At 66.2% G+C, this 15,049-nt stretch carries 9 protein-coding genes and 1 pseudogene; 5 read left to right on the forward strand and 5 right to left on the reverse strand.

The genetic code is table 11. From position 1 onward, the window contains the following. Positions 1-105 precede the first annotated feature (105 nt). Both OV287_RS32130 and OV287_RS32135 read left to right on the forward strand, forming a co-directional pair. The gene (locus OV287_RS32130; protein WP_267537857.1) at positions 106-615 is read left to right on the forward strand and encodes a cupin domain-containing protein; all 510 of its coding nucleotides are present in this window, start codon (positions 106-108) and stop codon (positions 613-615) included. 37 nt (positions 616-652) lie between these two features. Beyond that, complete coding sequence (locus OV287_RS32135; RefSeq protein WP_267537858.1) at positions 653-1,006, forward strand: hypothetical protein; 354 nt, start codon at positions 653-655, stop codon at positions 1,004-1,006. A 54-nt stretch (positions 1,007-1,060) separates the two neighbouring features. Here the strand turns inward: OV287_RS32135 and OV287_RS32140 are convergent, their stop codons facing one another. Together OV287_RS32140 and OV287_RS32145 are read right to left on the reverse strand one after the other, a co-directional pair. Beyond that, a complete protein-coding gene (locus tag OV287_RS32140) occupies positions 1,061-3,469 on the reverse strand; it encodes a GH25 family lysozyme (RefSeq protein ID WP_267537859.1) in 2,409 nt (802 codons plus the stop codon). Between the two features lie 132 nt (positions 3,470-3,601). Next, positions 3,602-4,405 (reverse strand): DUF5995 family protein, encoded by an 804-nt coding sequence (locus OV287_RS32145; protein ID WP_267537860.1) that lies wholly within the window; start codon positions 4,403-4,405, stop codon positions 3,602-3,604. A gap of 267 nt (positions 4,406-4,672) precedes the next feature. Between OV287_RS32145 and OV287_RS32150 the strand changes: the two genes are divergently transcribed. The 3 genes and pseudogenes from OV287_RS32150 (at position 4,673) to OV287_RS32160 (ending at position 7,772) form a co-directional block, all read left to right on the forward strand. Next, on the forward strand, positions 4,673-5,287 hold the full coding sequence (locus OV287_RS32150) for a PH domain-containing protein (RefSeq protein WP_267537861.1): 615 nt from the start codon (positions 4,673-4,675) through the stop codon (positions 5,285-5,287). A gap of 248 nt (positions 5,288-5,535) precedes the next feature. Beyond that, positions 5,536-5,724: pseudogene (locus OV287_RS32155) on the forward strand (hypothetical protein); the annotation flags it as partial. 257 nt (positions 5,725-5,981) lie between these two features. Next, positions 5,982-7,772, forward strand: coding sequence for a choice-of-anchor X domain-containing protein (locus OV287_RS32160; protein WP_267537863.1), 1,791 nt, complete (start codon positions 5,982-5,984; stop codon positions 7,770-7,772). 44 nt (positions 7,773-7,816) lie between these two features. Here OV287_RS32160 and OV287_RS32165 read toward each other — a convergent pair whose 3' ends face one another. The 3 genes from OV287_RS32165 to dpdJ are packed head-to-tail and all read right to left on the reverse strand — an operon-like array spanning position 7,817 to position 15,049. Next, complete coding sequence (locus OV287_RS32165) at positions 7,817-9,979, reverse strand: hypothetical protein (RefSeq protein ID WP_267537864.1); 2,163 nt, start codon at positions 9,977-9,979, stop codon at positions 7,817-7,819. Further along, the gene (locus OV287_RS32170; protein ID WP_267537865.1) at positions 9,976-10,512 is read right to left on the reverse strand and encodes a hypothetical protein; all 537 of its coding nucleotides are present in this window, start codon (positions 10,510-10,512) and stop codon (positions 9,976-9,978) included. The genes OV287_RS32165 and OV287_RS32170 overlap by 4 nt, the downstream gene beginning before the upstream one ends. Beyond that, on the reverse strand, positions 10,499-15,049 hold the full coding sequence (gene dpdJ, locus OV287_RS32175) for a protein DpdJ (RefSeq protein ID WP_267537866.1): 4,551 nt from the start codon (positions 15,047-15,049) through the stop codon (positions 10,499-10,501). Before dpdJ ends, OV287_RS32170 begins: the two co-directional genes overlap by 14 nt.

Consider the following 15,049-nt stretch of genomic DNA (forward strand, 5'->3'; position numbering starts at 1 on the left):
GTGCGTGGTGGGAAGGTTCTTTTTCCCATATCAATCAGCTTGCGCATGGATAGAGCATCCAGATGGATGCGAAACGTGCGAGACCGCTGGAACCGAGGAGGGCGCATGGCTCGTCGCGTCTGCCATTACCGATGGCCAGGTTTGGGATTCATCGCGCTCGCGTGTCTGGTGAGCGCCTGCACGGGTGAGCCCGTGGCGAACGACGGCCCCGGGAGCAAGCCCGACTCGATGGAGCAGGCGACCGCGATGATCGTCTACTCCCCTCGGGGCGGGCCCGTGGACGAGTCGGGCCTCATCCCGCTCGGGCCACCGGAGGAACTGGGCGGGCGGGTGCTCGAGGGCGATCCCCAGATCTTCGCCCGCATCGACTACAGCGCGAATGGCGTGACGGCAGGGCTCTTCAAGGCAACGACGGGCACGCTCGAGGTGACGTTCCCCTTCACGGAGCACGCCACCATCCTCGAGGGACAGGTCACCATCACGGACAGCACGGGCCAGAGCCATCTGTTCAAGGCGGGTGACAGCTACTTCATCCGTCAGGGACAGGTCATCGTCTGGGAGGTGAAGGGCAAACAGGTCATCAAGTCTTTCTTCAACACCGTCGAGCCACAATAGAACGGGAGAGACCTTCCAGGGGCAGGCGCTCTTCCGCATGCGGGTCGACGGCATCCGCATGGAGTCCGAGCGCTACACCCTGGGCCGATGGGTGTTCGGAGATGTGCTCGTCTGGTCGAGCAACTCACGCTGGTTCGCCGCCCAGCACTGGGACCGTCTGGAGCGGGTCCTCCAGACGTCCATCCTCGTGCTCGACCTCGAGCTCCGCGCCTGGAAGATCGTGGGGCCCAACGACCGGGCCATCATGCGACCTACGCGAATCGACGACGAGGACATGCTCGAATTCGAGTCGCACGATGTGCGCACGGGGGAGGTGCGGTCCGGACGGGTCTACCTCCTGATGGCCATGAGCCGGTGGGGCACCCTGGATGAGACGGACGGCTTGAGCTGAACGCCCGCGCTCCGCCTTCGAATCAGTCACGAGACGCCGCGGAGAGTGCCCTGTTCAGTCCAGAAGGTTCGCCAGGCCCGCGTACGTATTGGGTCCGGGGATGCCATCAATCGGGCCAGCGTAGCCGCCTCGGCTCGCCAGGGACTGAAGCGTCTTATAGGTGTTGGTTCCCGGCACCCCATCGATGGGCCCCGTGTATCCAGAGCCGCTCAAGAAGGTCTGGAGGCCCCTCCACGAGTTCACCCCCATCACGCCGTCGACGGGGCCCATGTACCCGCCCAGGCGCGCCACCCGCTGAAGCGCCGCATACGAGTTGGTTCCCATGACGCCATCAATGGGGCCCGTGTAGCCAAAGCCTCGCAGAACGGTCTGCACGCCCTTCCAGGAGTTGGTTCCCATCACCCCGTCAACAGGACCTGTGTAGCCGCCCTTCGCCGCGAAACGCTGAACCCCCTTCCACGAGTTGGTTCCCATGACGCCATCCACGGGCCCCGAGTAGCCGTAGCCGCTGAGGACCTGCTGGACTCCCTTCCACGTGTTCGTGCCGGGGACGCCATCCACGACGCCGGTGTACCCGGCTGCGCGAGCCACCCGCTGCAGCGTCACGCCCTGGCTGTTGGTGACGGGGGGCACACCGCCGCCGGACCCGTTCAGGTACTCCTGGATCCCGTTATACGTATTGGGCCCAGGGATGCCATCGATGGGACCCGTGTAGCCACCGTCTTGGGCAAGCAGTTGCAATCCCTTGTAGGTGTTGATGCCCGGATCTCCATCGACAGGACCGTCGTAGTACCCCAGGTCACGAAGGAGCTTCTGCACCCCGAGCCAGGTATTGGCGCCCGGAACGCCATCAACAGGGCCTGTGTAGCCGCCCCGCTGGGCCAGCTTCTGCAGGATGATTCCCTGCTCGATGGTGATGGCGGGATCGCCACCGCCCGAGCCACCACCGGGGATGGCCGTCGGCGGAGGAGGAGTCGCGCCATTCGGTGGTTGAGACAGTCCGGTGAACGCGGACAGCTTCGCGACGTTCAAATCGAGAGGAATTCCATTCTGGTTGCCGGACGACGTGTACTGATGAATCTCCCACGTCGGAAAGGCCGACCCGATCGTCGGATTGCCCGGCGTGCCCGTGTAGTGGGCGATCCACAGTTTCGAGCCCACGGCCTTGGTCTGCGTCCAGGTGTTGGACGTGAGCAGGCTCGAATAGGTGTACAGGAACGGAGCCTTCCCCAAGCGGGTCTTGACCGCTTGCATGAAGGTCGCGGTCATCGAATCGTTCCAGAAGATGCCATCGTCGATCGCCTCGTTGTCGAGCACCAGGAGATCACCTGGCCGATGGTCATACAGGTGATCCATGAAGTACTGAGCGTCAGCCGCGGGATTGGTGGAGCCCGCCACCCAGTAGTGCCCGACGATCAACCCGGCTGCGCGAGCTCGGGAAACCTGCTGGGCATAGTACGGCGCGACGTACAGGGGGGAGACATTGGAGCCGCCTGCTTTGACGATCGCGAACTGATAGCCGACACTGCGAATGGCGTTGAAGTCCAGATCTCGCTGGGTCGTGCCGACATCGATTCCGTAGACACCGCTCATCCCTGCGGGTGGAGGTGTCCCGGGGTCCTGGGCCAACCAGTTGTTGAGGCCCAGATAGGTATACTGTCCCGGGAATCCATCCACGGGTCCCGTGTACCCTCCCAGTTGTGCAAGCCTTTGGACCCCCTTCCAGGTGTTCTCACCGGGGATGCCGTCGATGGGACCAGAGTAGAAGCCACGGTTCGTGATGACAGTCTGAACGCCTTTCCACGTGTTGACTCCCGGTACGCCATCCACCGGGCCCGTATATCCACCCCGCTGGGCAACACGCTGGAGGGTCTTTCCGTCCTCGATGCTGACCTGGATTCCCCCAGAACCACCACCGGTGCCGGTACCTCCGCCAGATCCAGTGCCGAGCACGTTCCGGATGAGGGGTGCGGGATCGCTGACACTCACACCAAACGCGCATTGATCCGTGGAGCCTCGGGTCATGTGGAGGTGCGGCCCGGTCCACGCCGACCCGTGGTCATCCCCGTAGCTCGCCGCATAGGCGATGATGGCCCCCTGCTGGACGTAATCTCCCACGGACACGCGTGTCCGGATGACGTGGGCGTACCCGGAAAAGTCGCCTGGTGCGGACTCGATGGCGATGGTGTGTCCCACGACGGAGGAGTACTGAACGCGGCGGACGATGCCAGAGCGCAGCGCGGGAATCGCTTGACCGCCACCGGCGGCAATATCGAGACCCCGGTGGCCAGCGGGGCCGTAGTAGGGGCCCGTGACTCCGAAACGGGTGCTCCACTGTCCTTCCGCGTAGAACGCTTGCACGTTGGACGGTGCGGCAAGCGCTTCTTGTCCCGAGACAGGGTCAAGGCTCCCGCCTTGCAGCCCCTCCGGGTCCATCCCACCACAGCCAGTCAGGGCCGCCATGCCCAACACCAGCGTCACGGCGGCCGAGAAGAAACTCCGGAATATGTTCTTTGAAGTGGACCAGCTGTTCATACGAACGATTGTCGAATCGTTCGTCGCGGAGTTGCGCCCGGATTTCTCAACTTCTGCGATCTACCCGCCAGTCACCTGGATGTTGTAGGCGACGTCGTTCGACTCGGCCGCGCGGATCCACGCGAGCACCCCCTCCACCAGCGCTCCGGGATGGAGGATGAGCTTGCCCAGATCGGCCACGACCTGGTCATGCGCCTCGATGAGCGGTCCCCATTTCTCCTGGGGCAGCGGCGCGAGGACCTCGGCCAGCAACCAGGCTGCCTCGCGCGCCGCGTCCATCGCGAAGTTGAACACCGCGTCCTCCCCGTCAGGACTGATGGCCTCGAGGCGCTTCAGCCGGGGAGAGACCTCTCCGAGCTCCACCTCAATCACGGCAACGAGCCGCGACAGGAGGGCGTTGATGCGGTGGAAGTCCTCCTTCAGCGCAGCCAGCTGCGGGCCAGGAGCCACGGTCGCCGCGGCGATGCCGAGGTCCAGATTGATATGGGCGTTCATCCCCAGCAGCAGGTGCTGAAGGATCAACGGGGAGTCCTGATCCAGCGCGTCGAAGGCCAGCTTCCACGACTTCGTCGGAGTGCCACCGGAGGACCAGGTGTTCCAGGCGGCCAGGAAGCGGCTGGCGAAGGCCACGTCCAGCCGCGCCATGCGGTCGTTGTCCTGGAAGACATTGCCCGCGACGATCGCTCGCCTCACGTTGACGGTGACTCGCTCGTAGAGCGCGGTGAAGTAACCGATGCGCGAAGGCTTCCGCAGCGACTGGTCGATGATGTCATTGGCCTGCTGGATGACCTGATCGATGGTCGTGGGCGGAGCGGGTGACGGAGATGAAGCGGGAGCAAGGGACGGAGAGGCGGGCAGGGACATGCGTCTCGATAGCACGGAATCGAGGAAGAAGGCTTCAGCGGCACCCAGAGCAGACGAGCGAGCTTGCACGCTGGCCGAGGAGCCGCGCGTCCGAGATGTCGTGTGTCACCACCACCGTCGGCAAGCCCAGCTTGTCCAAATAGGTCCTCAGAAACCTTGGGACCTCTCAACGAGAATGCACATGCCCAGCTCATCGCCTATGCTCTCGCCGCGCCACAAGGCCGCATCACAGCAACTCGACGCAGCACCTACCCCAGGAGAATGCACATGTTCGGGAAAATCGCCGCCGATGCCCTCGGCCTCAGCGACATCGGCTCGGTCATCGCCCCGACCGACTACGACAAGGTGGACGCTGACGACTACGTGATGCACGAGGACCAGGAGAAGATCTTCTTTCTGATCAAGTCCAAGTCCGACGAGTACTGCTTCACCAACAAGGCGCTCATCCACCTCGATGGCACCAGTGCCGCCAGCAAGAAGCGCATGCTGCGCCGCTACAACTACAGCACCCATCCGGTCTCGAACGTGCTGCTCGAGACCGCCGGCACCATCGACATGGACGTGGAGGTCAAGTTCCGCCTCGGCTCGAGGGACTTCTCGATTGACGTGCACAAGAAGCACATCGAGCAGGTGAAGGACCTCTACAAGGCCCTGTTCCGCATCTCCGAGATGATGCACGAGAACGAGATCGCGCTCGGCCACGCCAAGACCAGCATCGATATTACCTCCAACACCCTCGGCCGTGGCTCGGCGGGCGCGACGCCGACCGTGGAGGCCTTCAAGGAGCTGAACCAGGCCGCCTTCGCGTGGCTCTCTGGTGCTCAGCAGAAGTACTGGGTGAAGGACTTCGGCTTCGTGTTCGAGCGGTACATCAAGGCCTGAGGTGGTGAAGTCAAAGCCGGGCGGCTCCGCGAGGGCTGCCCGGCCCTCCACCTAAGCGCCCGGACATAGATGTTGTCCACTCGCCATGAAGCCACCGCGGATGGACAGGGGCCAGGGGCGCGCTGCACCTTCCGGCCGCGAGTTGTCCCAACTGGTCCGACCATCGGACCAGTTGCTCGAGTTCGCGCCCGGAAGCCGCCCGTCTCGTCGCGCCGAGCCAGACGTGGACAGAAATCATGTCCGGGGGCTTAGGCGCGCTGCTCTCGCCGGTGGTTCCGCACGTGACGGAGAAGCTCTTCGCGCAGCTCAACGCGCCACCTCTCACCTTCGAGGCGCTGGCCACCGCGCGCTACCCCCTGCTCGACCGCGACCGGCCCGTGGGCACGCCCGAACCGCTCCTGCCGCGCCTGGAGGAGGCGCGCGTCAGCGCCATCGTTGTTGCCTGACAGGCTACACGCGCGGGCCTCCTCCGCGCCCATCCGTAGCTTCACAAGCAACAGCATGAGCCCCTACGTGGAATTCCGCCCGGTTACCAACAATGACTGGCGTTTCTGGCAATGTCAGATCAGGCCATTTGTAGACACCGGGTCCACAGCCTAAACCGATTATTCTGCCTTTCCCAATACGTCAATTATTGATAAAACATAAGCCGGTCTCACGAACACAGGGGGCACACATGAGGCACGGCAAGAACATGACAACGAAGCGCTTGGGAACACTGGCGGGAAGCCTGCTGGTGGGCTGGCTGGCGACGGGCTGCGGGGCGGAACCGGCACAGGAGCAGGTGGCGAGCCAGGAGCAGCAGCTCGCGGAGTCCCCGGTTCCTCTGCGTCCCCCAGTACTGGACAGCCTGGATTTCATCGCGTCCCAGACGCCCTCGTCCGCGACGCCCGGCCTCCTGCGGGCCAGGCTGGCCCAGGGCGAGAGTGCCTCGCAGATCCAGCTCACGGGCGATGATGGCAAGGAAGTGACACTGCGCGACGACGGCCTCAACGGTGACGTCACGGCGGGCGACGGCCTCTTCTCCGGCTTCGGCATCGTGAACCTCGAGGAGCACCGCAATAACCAGGACCGCATCGCCGCCTTCCAGCAGCAGTCCACCGAGCCGCTCACCTTCGCGACCTTCGATGACCGTGTGCTGGTGAGGGAGACCTCGCTCGTGCCGCTGCCCGGGAACATCTTCACGCCGGGCGTGCCCATTCCCCTGCCCCCCACGGGCATCGCCCAGGCCGTCGTTCCCAACAAGTCCCTCATCATCAACCACCCCTCCGTCGTCGGAGATCCCACCCGTACCTGGGATCCCTGCACCAACACGGGCAACCCGAACGGCGTGTGGACCTTCAAGCACCTGATGACGGAGATGGCCAACACCGCGGCCACCCCTCCGGCCTTCACCGAGCGTTGGCTGCGGCATTGGTTGGCCACCCAGACCGTCAACGGGCGGACCACCCCGGTGCGCGGCAACATGGCCACGCAGGTCCTCAACGCGTGGCCGCGGCTGAGCACCGGTGAGCTGGACCTGAACCGCTCGCCCTTCAAGCTGGTGGCCATCGTCAACCGCGCGGACCTCGGCCGGGGCCGGGGCGGCCCGTACGGCAGCAGCGGCGCGGGCGAGCTGCGCTTCGTCTTCTCGTTGATGAACTCGACGAACTGCCAGCGCCCCTACAACTCCTTCCTGGTCATCTTCGAGTACGGCGTGCCGCGCACCCAGTGCGCGCAGGTGAAGTCGTGGGCCCAGTCGTGGCTCGCCCTGTCCGATCCGCTGCTGGCGCTGGGCAGCGCCGCCTACAACACGCAGCTCCAGAACCTCACGCAGCAAGTGGTGCTGCGCAACATGGCGCCGGGCAAGCCCAACGGCAGCGCCATCAACCAGGTGCGCACCAACGAGATCCTGCTCTCCACCCCCTGGTGGGAGATGCGTGAGTTCCGCCTCTTCTCGACGGCGGCCAACCCGCGCAACTTCACCACCTCCGCGGCGCCGGGCCACCTGAGCGAGCACACCACCGTGCTCACGCCCTTCGATCTGTTCAACAACACCACCACGATCACCAACTTCCTGACCACCAACAACGGGGCCATCCTCGCCGGCGTTCACGACGTGCCCCTGGACTTCGGCGCCACCACCAACTTCCTGGGCGCCTTCCCGCAGATGCCCACCGCCGGCTTCTTCTGGAACGCACCCAACCTGACCACCGTGCCCAACGGCTTCAACGCGCGTCACAAGTTCTCGTTGAAGACCTGCAATGGCTGCCATGCGCGGGAGACGAGCACCGGCTTCACGCACGTGGGCCCCACGGGCGCGCTCTCGCCCTTCCTGGCCACGGGCATGGCCAACATGTTCACCCCCTACAACGTCACGGATCCGGTGAACGGCCTGGTGCGCCCCTTCTATGAGATCCGCGACCGCGCCCAGCACCTGGACAGCGCCGCCAACCAGTCGTGCGTGCTCCGCGCCTTCGACCGGGTGAGCGCCTCCCCGCACTGATCCCTGCTCCGGCGAGCCGGCCTGTACACCCAGGCCGGCTCCACTCACAAGCCCCGCCGCTCGAGGAACCGTTCCAACGCGAGCACGATGCTCTCAGAACCACTGCCCGGCACGTAGGCAAGCCGATCCCTCACGGAGTCGAAGGCCCGGTACACCGCGTGGCTGATGGTGGACCAGACGAGCAGGATGACATCCGCTGAGGCCGCGTCCCGCGTCGCCGCACCTGCGGCCTTGTCGGTGACCACCACCACCTTCCCGCTGAATCTCGCCTGGATCTGCGCCGCGGCTTCCTTGGCCTGGCGCTCCTGCCGGGACACGATGGCCACCTTCTTCAGTCCGGCCACCGCGAGGGGATCGGCACGCACGCCCGGGCCTTCTCGTGGCGGCAGGAAGGTATCCAGCAACTCCTTCGCCGCTCCGAGCCGCTGCCCGATGGAGCGCCAAGCGCGCCACTCTCCAGCGGTGAGCGCCACCTCCTGCCGGTGCAGCAGTTCCGCCCCTTGTGTCCACAGCGCCAGGCACGCGGAGTCCCCGGGCACATGGGGTGAGACGAGACTGAGCGCCTCGAGCAGGAACAAGAGGAGGCCCTCACCCGGACGCTGGGACCACCAGGACTCCACTTCCTGCACCAATGTCCGCTCGGAGCCAGGATGGAATGCCAGAACCGCGCTCGCGAGCAGGAGGAAGAGCGCCGCGTCCTCCCGGTTCAACGAGCCCTTCTTGCGCGCGGTGAACAACCGCAGGAACTGCGGAAACAGGCTGGCATGGCGTGGCGAGGGAAACTCGAGGTCCACGCGCAGGTCGTTGATGAGAGCGACGAGGACGCCCAGGGAGCCATCTCTCGCTCGCGGGTCCGCGTCCAGCGCGGGGTCCGTGAAGGACTCCTCCAGGGAATCGAGCAGCTCGCGGAAGGACTCGAGCGGCAATTCCACCGCCGAGGGACGTGCCTCCGCGTCCAGGAACTGGCCCACCACCGCCCAGTTCCCATCCCGCATGACCTCCAGACATTCTTTCCAGGAGGTGGGGGCCAACGCGACGGGCTCCCCGGACAGCGCACGCGCGACCCTACGTAGCGTGGCGGACAGCTCCGGATTCACCCGGGATTGCAGTGTCTCCGCCAACTGATGCAGGAGCTGCACCGAGGAGAGACCCTCCTGGGCCGCGGAGAGCAGACGGATGCCGACTTCCTGCTGGGCCCGCGTGTCATGGTGACCTCGCGCGGCCTTCCATTGTTCGTCCAGCGGGGGCTCGACCCGGACCGGCTCCTCTTCGGCCACTAGCGGCCGCAGCAGGGGCTCGAGGAAGGGATCCGGAGCGTCGCGCAATAGTTGCGCCGCCTGTTCCCCTTGCTGGAGGTGCCATGCGCGGTAGCCCAGGCTGCGCCGCACTTCCACTCCGTCCTCCGGACGGCAGGAGGGCAGAAGCTCGGAGAGAAGTGGATGCACGGAGGCGACATAGGCCCGAGCTGCACCCTCCACGTCTCCGCACGCCTCGAACGCTGCCAGGAAATGGCCATGAAAACCGCGCACGAGCGCCAGCCGGACGCGGTGGGGCATCCTGATGCGCACCAGGTCCGCGACCGCGGAATAGGTCGCGATGCGCTCCCACTCCCGGAAGTGGTCCCACATGCGGAGCCGCATGGAGTGGGTATTCACGGCACTGTCCAGCAGATGCCGATCGATAATGCGAATCGCATCCTCCGCTGAGTCGTGCTCACCGGCGGCCAGGGCGGTCGCGAAGCGCAGGCGAAGCTCCAACAGCGAGGGCGCCTGGACGAAGGTATGCACGGGCCGGCGTGACTCCAGGCGGCGCATCGTCTCCAGCTTGTGAGCCACCCAGTCCAGGCTCTTCCGGGGACTCTTCCAACGGAAGTAGCCCGCGGGCGACAACGAGAGCAGGAGGGCACTGAGCTCCCCGCCTTGTGCCGTGGTGCGGGTGCCCTCCTCCCAACCGAAGCTTGGCAGGAGCCACGCCCGGAGCGCGTCGATGGAGGCCCGCAGTTCCTCGGCGCTCGGTGCCACCGTGCACCACGACACCTCGGAGTCCTTCAAGTACGGCAGGGATGCCGGCCCCCCTTCCAGGAAAACCTGGAGGGTGCTTGCGAGCGGATGCCCCGCGGGAACCCCACCCGTTACGGGCAGCTTCCAGGTCGAGGGCCAACTGGCCGACAACGTCTTCAATACCTGTGCGCGTGTTGCCTCGGTCATTGCCGCTCCAGCAACTCCCAACGCCGGTTGAACTCCAGGTAGGCTCGAGCGATCCGCCCTTCTCCGTCCGAGTCGCTCTCCGCGTGGTAGGTGACCTTCTCGCCGTTCACGTACACGCCGTTGTGGGTCAGGTTCATCGACCCTTCCAGGTAGAAGCCCGGCGCCAGGATGCCCTTTTCGTGAAAGCCGTCTCCGGCCAGCCGGTGTTCCACGCCACTCGAGCGAAGCCCCGGCGATTGAAGGAAGGCCAGGGACACGGCCTGCGCGGTGGACACCATCCGGACGGGCCGGCTCCGCGCGAGGTGGACGAGGTAGTCCGCGAAGGAAATCGCCTCCTGGTCGGAGAGGTCCGGCAACAGGAACTCGAAGTCACGGAAGGCGTTGCGCGCCACCGTAAAGTTGGTGATCCAGGGGCTGCAGAAGTATGCCGGCCTGGCATCGTCCGTCCGCAAGAGCAGGGCCATCAGTGCCGAGCCCAGCAGGTCCGGCAGTTGGCGGCCACTCCCATGAGACCAGATGTCACGACTGGCCATGCACGGCCTCCTTCAACTGCAGCGTGAATCTCCACCCTTCGGCGGTCCTCTCCACACGTGACAGGACAATGGGCAACAGGAGATGACCGATCTCCACCTCCTCCGCGAGCAGGGCCTGCACACCGGCCGCTACCCGGGGCCCTCCCTCCCACCGGACGAGGACCCGGACATGCGCCCCGGCACGCAGTCCCCGCCGCACGGACGCCAACCAGTGCTCCGGCTCGGCATCCACGTCGATCTCCTGAACGGCCCATCCCAACATCCGCCGGGCCAGCGCGCGCGAGGGCCTGCCGAACGGGTTGTAGCGATTGGGCTGATCCAGACACTCGCGACAGCTGTCCTCACAACCCGGGAACAGGAGTTGCTGGACGAGCGCGTGCATTTGCGAGGCCTGTGGCACCTGCCCCTCGCCGAGTTCTTGGAACAGCGCGCCCAACCGCCGGCTCCCCGAGGGAAGACGGATACACAGATAGGAGAACACCCGCGGGTCCACCGAGATCCCCAGGCGATGATTCGTCCGGCGCCAGATCCGGTTGAGCAGGAACATCGCGGCATCCGTGCGGGGTGAGCTCGCCGGGCGCAGCAGCCGACTCATGACCGAGACGGTGGTCGCTCGCGTGGGGGGAAGACCCGCCCTTGCCAACTCCCTCCGCAACACATCCCTCGCGGCCTCCATTTCGGCGAAGTCACGCGCTTCGCGCACCGCCAGGAAGGCCTCCTCTAGAACGCGTGGCTCGCGCGTGCTCGCCTCATTGGCTTGGAGCAACCGGCGCGACTGCTCATCGCGCGCGCAGAACGACAGCGCATGGCGCAGCGCTTCGTGAAAGAATTCCGGCTCCCGGCGCATCGCCTGAACCACCTGTTCCATCTGACCGAGACCCCCGGAGTGCAGTTCGGTCAGGTGGACCTCGGCCGCCCCATCCTCCCGCCACGTCACGTCCACTTCGAGGTCATCTTCGGAGACGTCCGGTATGGCGCGCACGGCAGCCACCCGCAGAGCCTGGGCGATCGCCGCCATCGCGCGCTGACGTGCCCACGTCCGGAACGCCTCGGTGGGGGCCTCCCACAGGCAGCGCTCCAACTCCTCGATGCGCTGCACCAGATGGGGGTCCCGCCAGAGCGCCATCACCCGGGCCTTGAGCCGTCCCTCCTCTGGATCGTCGGAATCACTCGACTCCCGGACCTGGAACATGCTGTCCAGCACGCGCTCCGCCGCCTTCTCCCGCAGGCCCTGCAACCGTTGCTGTGCCTCCGGGAGTGAGCAGCGCTGGGTCCGCGCGGTCGCCGCGAGCGAGCCCACGGCCGTCTGGCTCAACCACTCGGCGAGGAAGATATTCAGCCCGAGCTCCTGCTCGAAGAGGTGCAGGAGGTAATCCGGCCTCAGCCGCGCCAGGGAGCTCTCGTCCCACTCCCCCAAATCCCGCAGCCGGGGCCCCTCCAGGCGGAAGACCATCCCGTCCACGCGCTGCTGGAACCCCACCGCCTGGGGCACGACACTCCCCTCCTCGGACTTCTGGAGGACGAAGGTTTCCTGAAGGGGCTCCTCGCGGCGCCGAAGAATCTCGAAGTCGGCCTGGTGAGTGTAGCGCAGCAATTCAATGCCCGAGCCGTCCCGGTGCAGGTGCGCTTCACAGGAAGCCACCAGCGAGCTCCAGGGCTCGTCCAGGAGAACCGGGACACGCTGCCCGCGTCCCACCGGCCGCAGCCGGCTGCGCCAGCGCCAGGTCGCCCTGCTCGTTTCCTTCACATTCGCGGGCACCTGCGTCAGGGCCACCCGTTGGACCTGGTACACCTGGAAACCATCCTCCGAGCCCAGGGAGATCGCATCCGGGAACGCCTCATGGATGGGCGCCGACTCGAGTCCCTCCAGCAGCTTCGGGGAGAGCGAGTGCCAGTAGCCGCGCTCCCGGGGCCCCGTGGCGTAGCGCTTGGAGACATGGCCGGGACAGGCCTCGAAGAGGGCCCGTGCCAGACTCAGACTCTCCTCCCGTTTGGGCGGCTCTCCTGCCGGGCGCGGGAAGTGGAGCCGGCTCTCGGCCACCTCCAGATCCGCGAAGGTGGCCGAAGGGAGGAACTCTGGCAATGGCCGCTTGAGGCCCTGGTCCTCTACCGCATTCGGCTCCCTGGCGAGGGACCAATCCGACTCGAGCTTGCGCAGGAGGGTGGGAATGACCCTCGTCAGCAGGGGACGCGGTTCCTCCCAGAGGATCGCGTCCAGGGCTGCCTCCTCCAGGGGTTCGTTGCCGCGGCCCCGAGGGAAATGGAACGCGCGCGCGAGCTCCCGCCGGAAGCGCCGCCATTGAGGCCCCATCTCCAGGAAGTCCTGCAGCAGTTGGATGACCCTCTTCTGGGCCGCCCGCAGCCACTGCCCGCGCCGGCCCAGGTAGAGATAGGAACTGCCCTGGTGGACGACCCGGCCAATCCAATCCACCAGGAAGGCCGTGGCCTGGATGCGCAGCACGTACGGGTTGGTGACAGGCAGGAATTGGAGGTCCACACGCGGTTGGAAGTACTGGTCCGCGTGTTGGAAGGCCCAGCGGTCACTGCCGTAGTCCGAGAGGACCAGCACCGTCCATGGCCTCGTTCCGCGCCGCCGCCCGGCGCGGCCCTTGCGCTGGATGAACGAGGACAGCGAGCGTGGCCGCTTGTGGTGCAGGGTCGCCGCGACCTCCGGATCGTCGTAGCCCACCTCCAGGGAGGAGGTCGCCACGATGATGTCCGAGGCCGTGTCCACACCGGGATCCTGCGAGGAGCACCGGGTGACACGCAGCGACTGGTTCAGGTCGTAGCCGAGCTCGCGGGGGAGTTCCCAGATCTGCCCCGCCTGCTCCATCCGGCGAAGCGTGTCCGTCTCCACCGACTCTGGAGGCATGCGGTGCCCGGGATGGAGCCGCAGCAGCGCCAGTCGCTGGCGTTCGGCGTCGGCCATGTCCGCCATCCACCGGTTGAGTGTGTCCAGGTTGTCGCTGAAGCCGAAGACCCGTCGCGCGTAGAAGACATCCGAGGACATGGAGTCCTCGCCGCGTGAGCGGTGAGCCTGCCGCGGCGTCTGCACACGTGCGAGCAGCATTCCGGTCTGGATGGAGGTGGCCAGGAGGCTCGCGGCGGAGGCCGGCTCCCCCTTCAGGGCCAGATTGTACTCCATGCCCTCGGATTCGAATTCCTTGGGGTACGGGGCGAACTCCTGGACGTTCTGCCGGGAGAGCCCCGAGACGAGCGCCAGATGGAGGCTCGCCTCGCGCAACGTGGCCGACAAGCCCACCACCTGGATGCGAGAGGCATGCATCCAATGAAACCAGCGGCGCAACACCCAGGCAGCCTGCGCACCCGGCAGACCGTTGTAGGTATGTACCTCGTCGAGCAGGAGCAGCCGGGGCGTTTCGTCTCCGTGGCCCTGGATGCCGAAGGCGCGCCACCAATCGGGGTTGCCCATCTCCCGGTGGAGCATTTCCAGGGATAGGAACAGGATGTCTGGCGGCTCCCGCTGGATCTGCTCGCGAGTGATCAGCAGCGTGCCATCCGGCACGTCCGGCACCGTCCGGCCCTGGCGGTAGAGGGCCGTGCTGCCCGCCGCCCGGTCCTCGTCGCGCCAGATGAGAGGCTCGTCCGGGGCCAGGGGGGATTGGACGAACGGAACGCGCCAGCCCCGCTCCGCGCGCTTCCAGTTTGAATACGCCTCGACGTCCGGGGGCCGCCGGACGGTAATGAGATCCTCCTCCCACGGCGTGTCACCCAGCAAGGCTCCGACCGTGAGGGGCCGCACCCGATGGCGCTCCAGGACGGGCCGCAGCTTGCCTACCTCCGAGAGCGCCTCGCGCAACTGGTCCGCCAACAGGACGTTGCGGGGGTAGATGGCGACGACCCTGGGAAAGCGCGCCGGACGCGCCGCCACGTCCGCGGCCACCGCGAGGAAGGCGGGCACGTAGAAGGCCTTGGTCTTGCCCGCGCCCGTGCCCGCGCTCACCACCGAGCCACTCAACCCCTGCTCACCATAGCGCTGCAGCAGGTGCACAAAGGCACGCTTCTGGAATCCGGAGAAATCGACCGGCTTGCCTTTGGAATCGGCCGCCAACGCGAGGAAGAGGTCGCGTTGCAACTCCGGGCGCGAGCAGTGCGGGGCCATCTCCTGCCAGCACTCCTCCACGGACTGATCCCGGCGAGGATAGAGCCGGGGCGTCAGGTGCATCTTGATGTCGGAAACGAGCCCGGGACCAGTCGCCCAGTCCTTGGGGCGGAAGAGTTGGCGAAGCCGCGCCATCAGGCGCACCGTTTCCGCGAAACGCGTGCGGTAACGGCCGGGCGACACCTCGTGCAGGAGCCGCTCGTAGACCATGTCGCTCAACAGATCCGCCATGGAGTGGCCCTCGGCGCGCCGGAACGACTCCCACGCGGCCACGAGCGCCTCCCCCCCCTCCTCCTGAAGCGCGCTCTCCACCGCGTCCGGCTCGAAGGTCGCGTCGTAGAAACCCCAGGACAACAAGCGCTCCTCGCGCTTCTCCAAGAAGCCGAGGAACTCACTCACGAACCGTTGACGCAT

The sequence above is a fragment of the Archangium lansingense genome, assembly GCF_026626635.1.
Classification (GTDB): domain Bacteria; phylum Myxococcota; class Myxococcia; order Myxococcales; family Myxococcaceae; genus Archangium; species Archangium lansingense.

What these genes read in the sequence shown, in the direction of transcription:
- OV287_RS32130 (WP_267537857.1), top strand. Translation starts at nt 106, where the DNA reads ATGGCTCGTCGCGTCTGCCATTACCGATGGCCAGGTTTGGGATTCATC.
- OV287_RS32135 (WP_267537858.1), top strand. Translation starts at nt 653, where the DNA reads ATGCGGGTCGACGGCATCCGCATGGAGTCCGAGCGCTACACCCTGGGC.
- OV287_RS32140 (WP_267537859.1), bottom strand. Translation starts at nt 3,469, where the DNA reads ATGGCGGCCCTGACTGGCTGTGGTGGGATGGACCCGGAGGGGCTGCAA.
- OV287_RS32145 (WP_267537860.1), bottom strand. Translation starts at nt 4,405, where the DNA reads ATGTCCCTGCCCGCCTCTCCGTCCCTTGCTCCCGCTTCATCTCCGTCA.
- OV287_RS32150 (WP_267537861.1), top strand. Translation starts at nt 4,673, where the DNA reads ATGTTCGGGAAAATCGCCGCCGATGCCCTCGGCCTCAGCGACATCGGC.
- OV287_RS32160 (WP_267537863.1), top strand. Translation starts at nt 5,982, where the DNA reads ATGACAACGAAGCGCTTGGGAACACTGGCGGGAAGCCTGCTGGTGGGC.
- OV287_RS32165 (WP_267537864.1), bottom strand. Translation starts at nt 9,979, where the DNA reads ATGACCGAGGCAACACGCGCACAGGTATTGAAGACGTTGTCGGCCAGT.
- OV287_RS32170 (WP_267537865.1), bottom strand. Translation starts at nt 10,512, where the DNA reads ATGGCCAGTCGTGACATCTGGTCTCATGGGAGTGGCCGCCAACTGCCG.
- dpdJ (WP_267537866.1), bottom strand. Translation starts at nt 15,049, where the DNA reads ATGCGTCAACGGTTCGTGAGTGAGTTCCTCGGCTTCTTGGAGAAGCGC.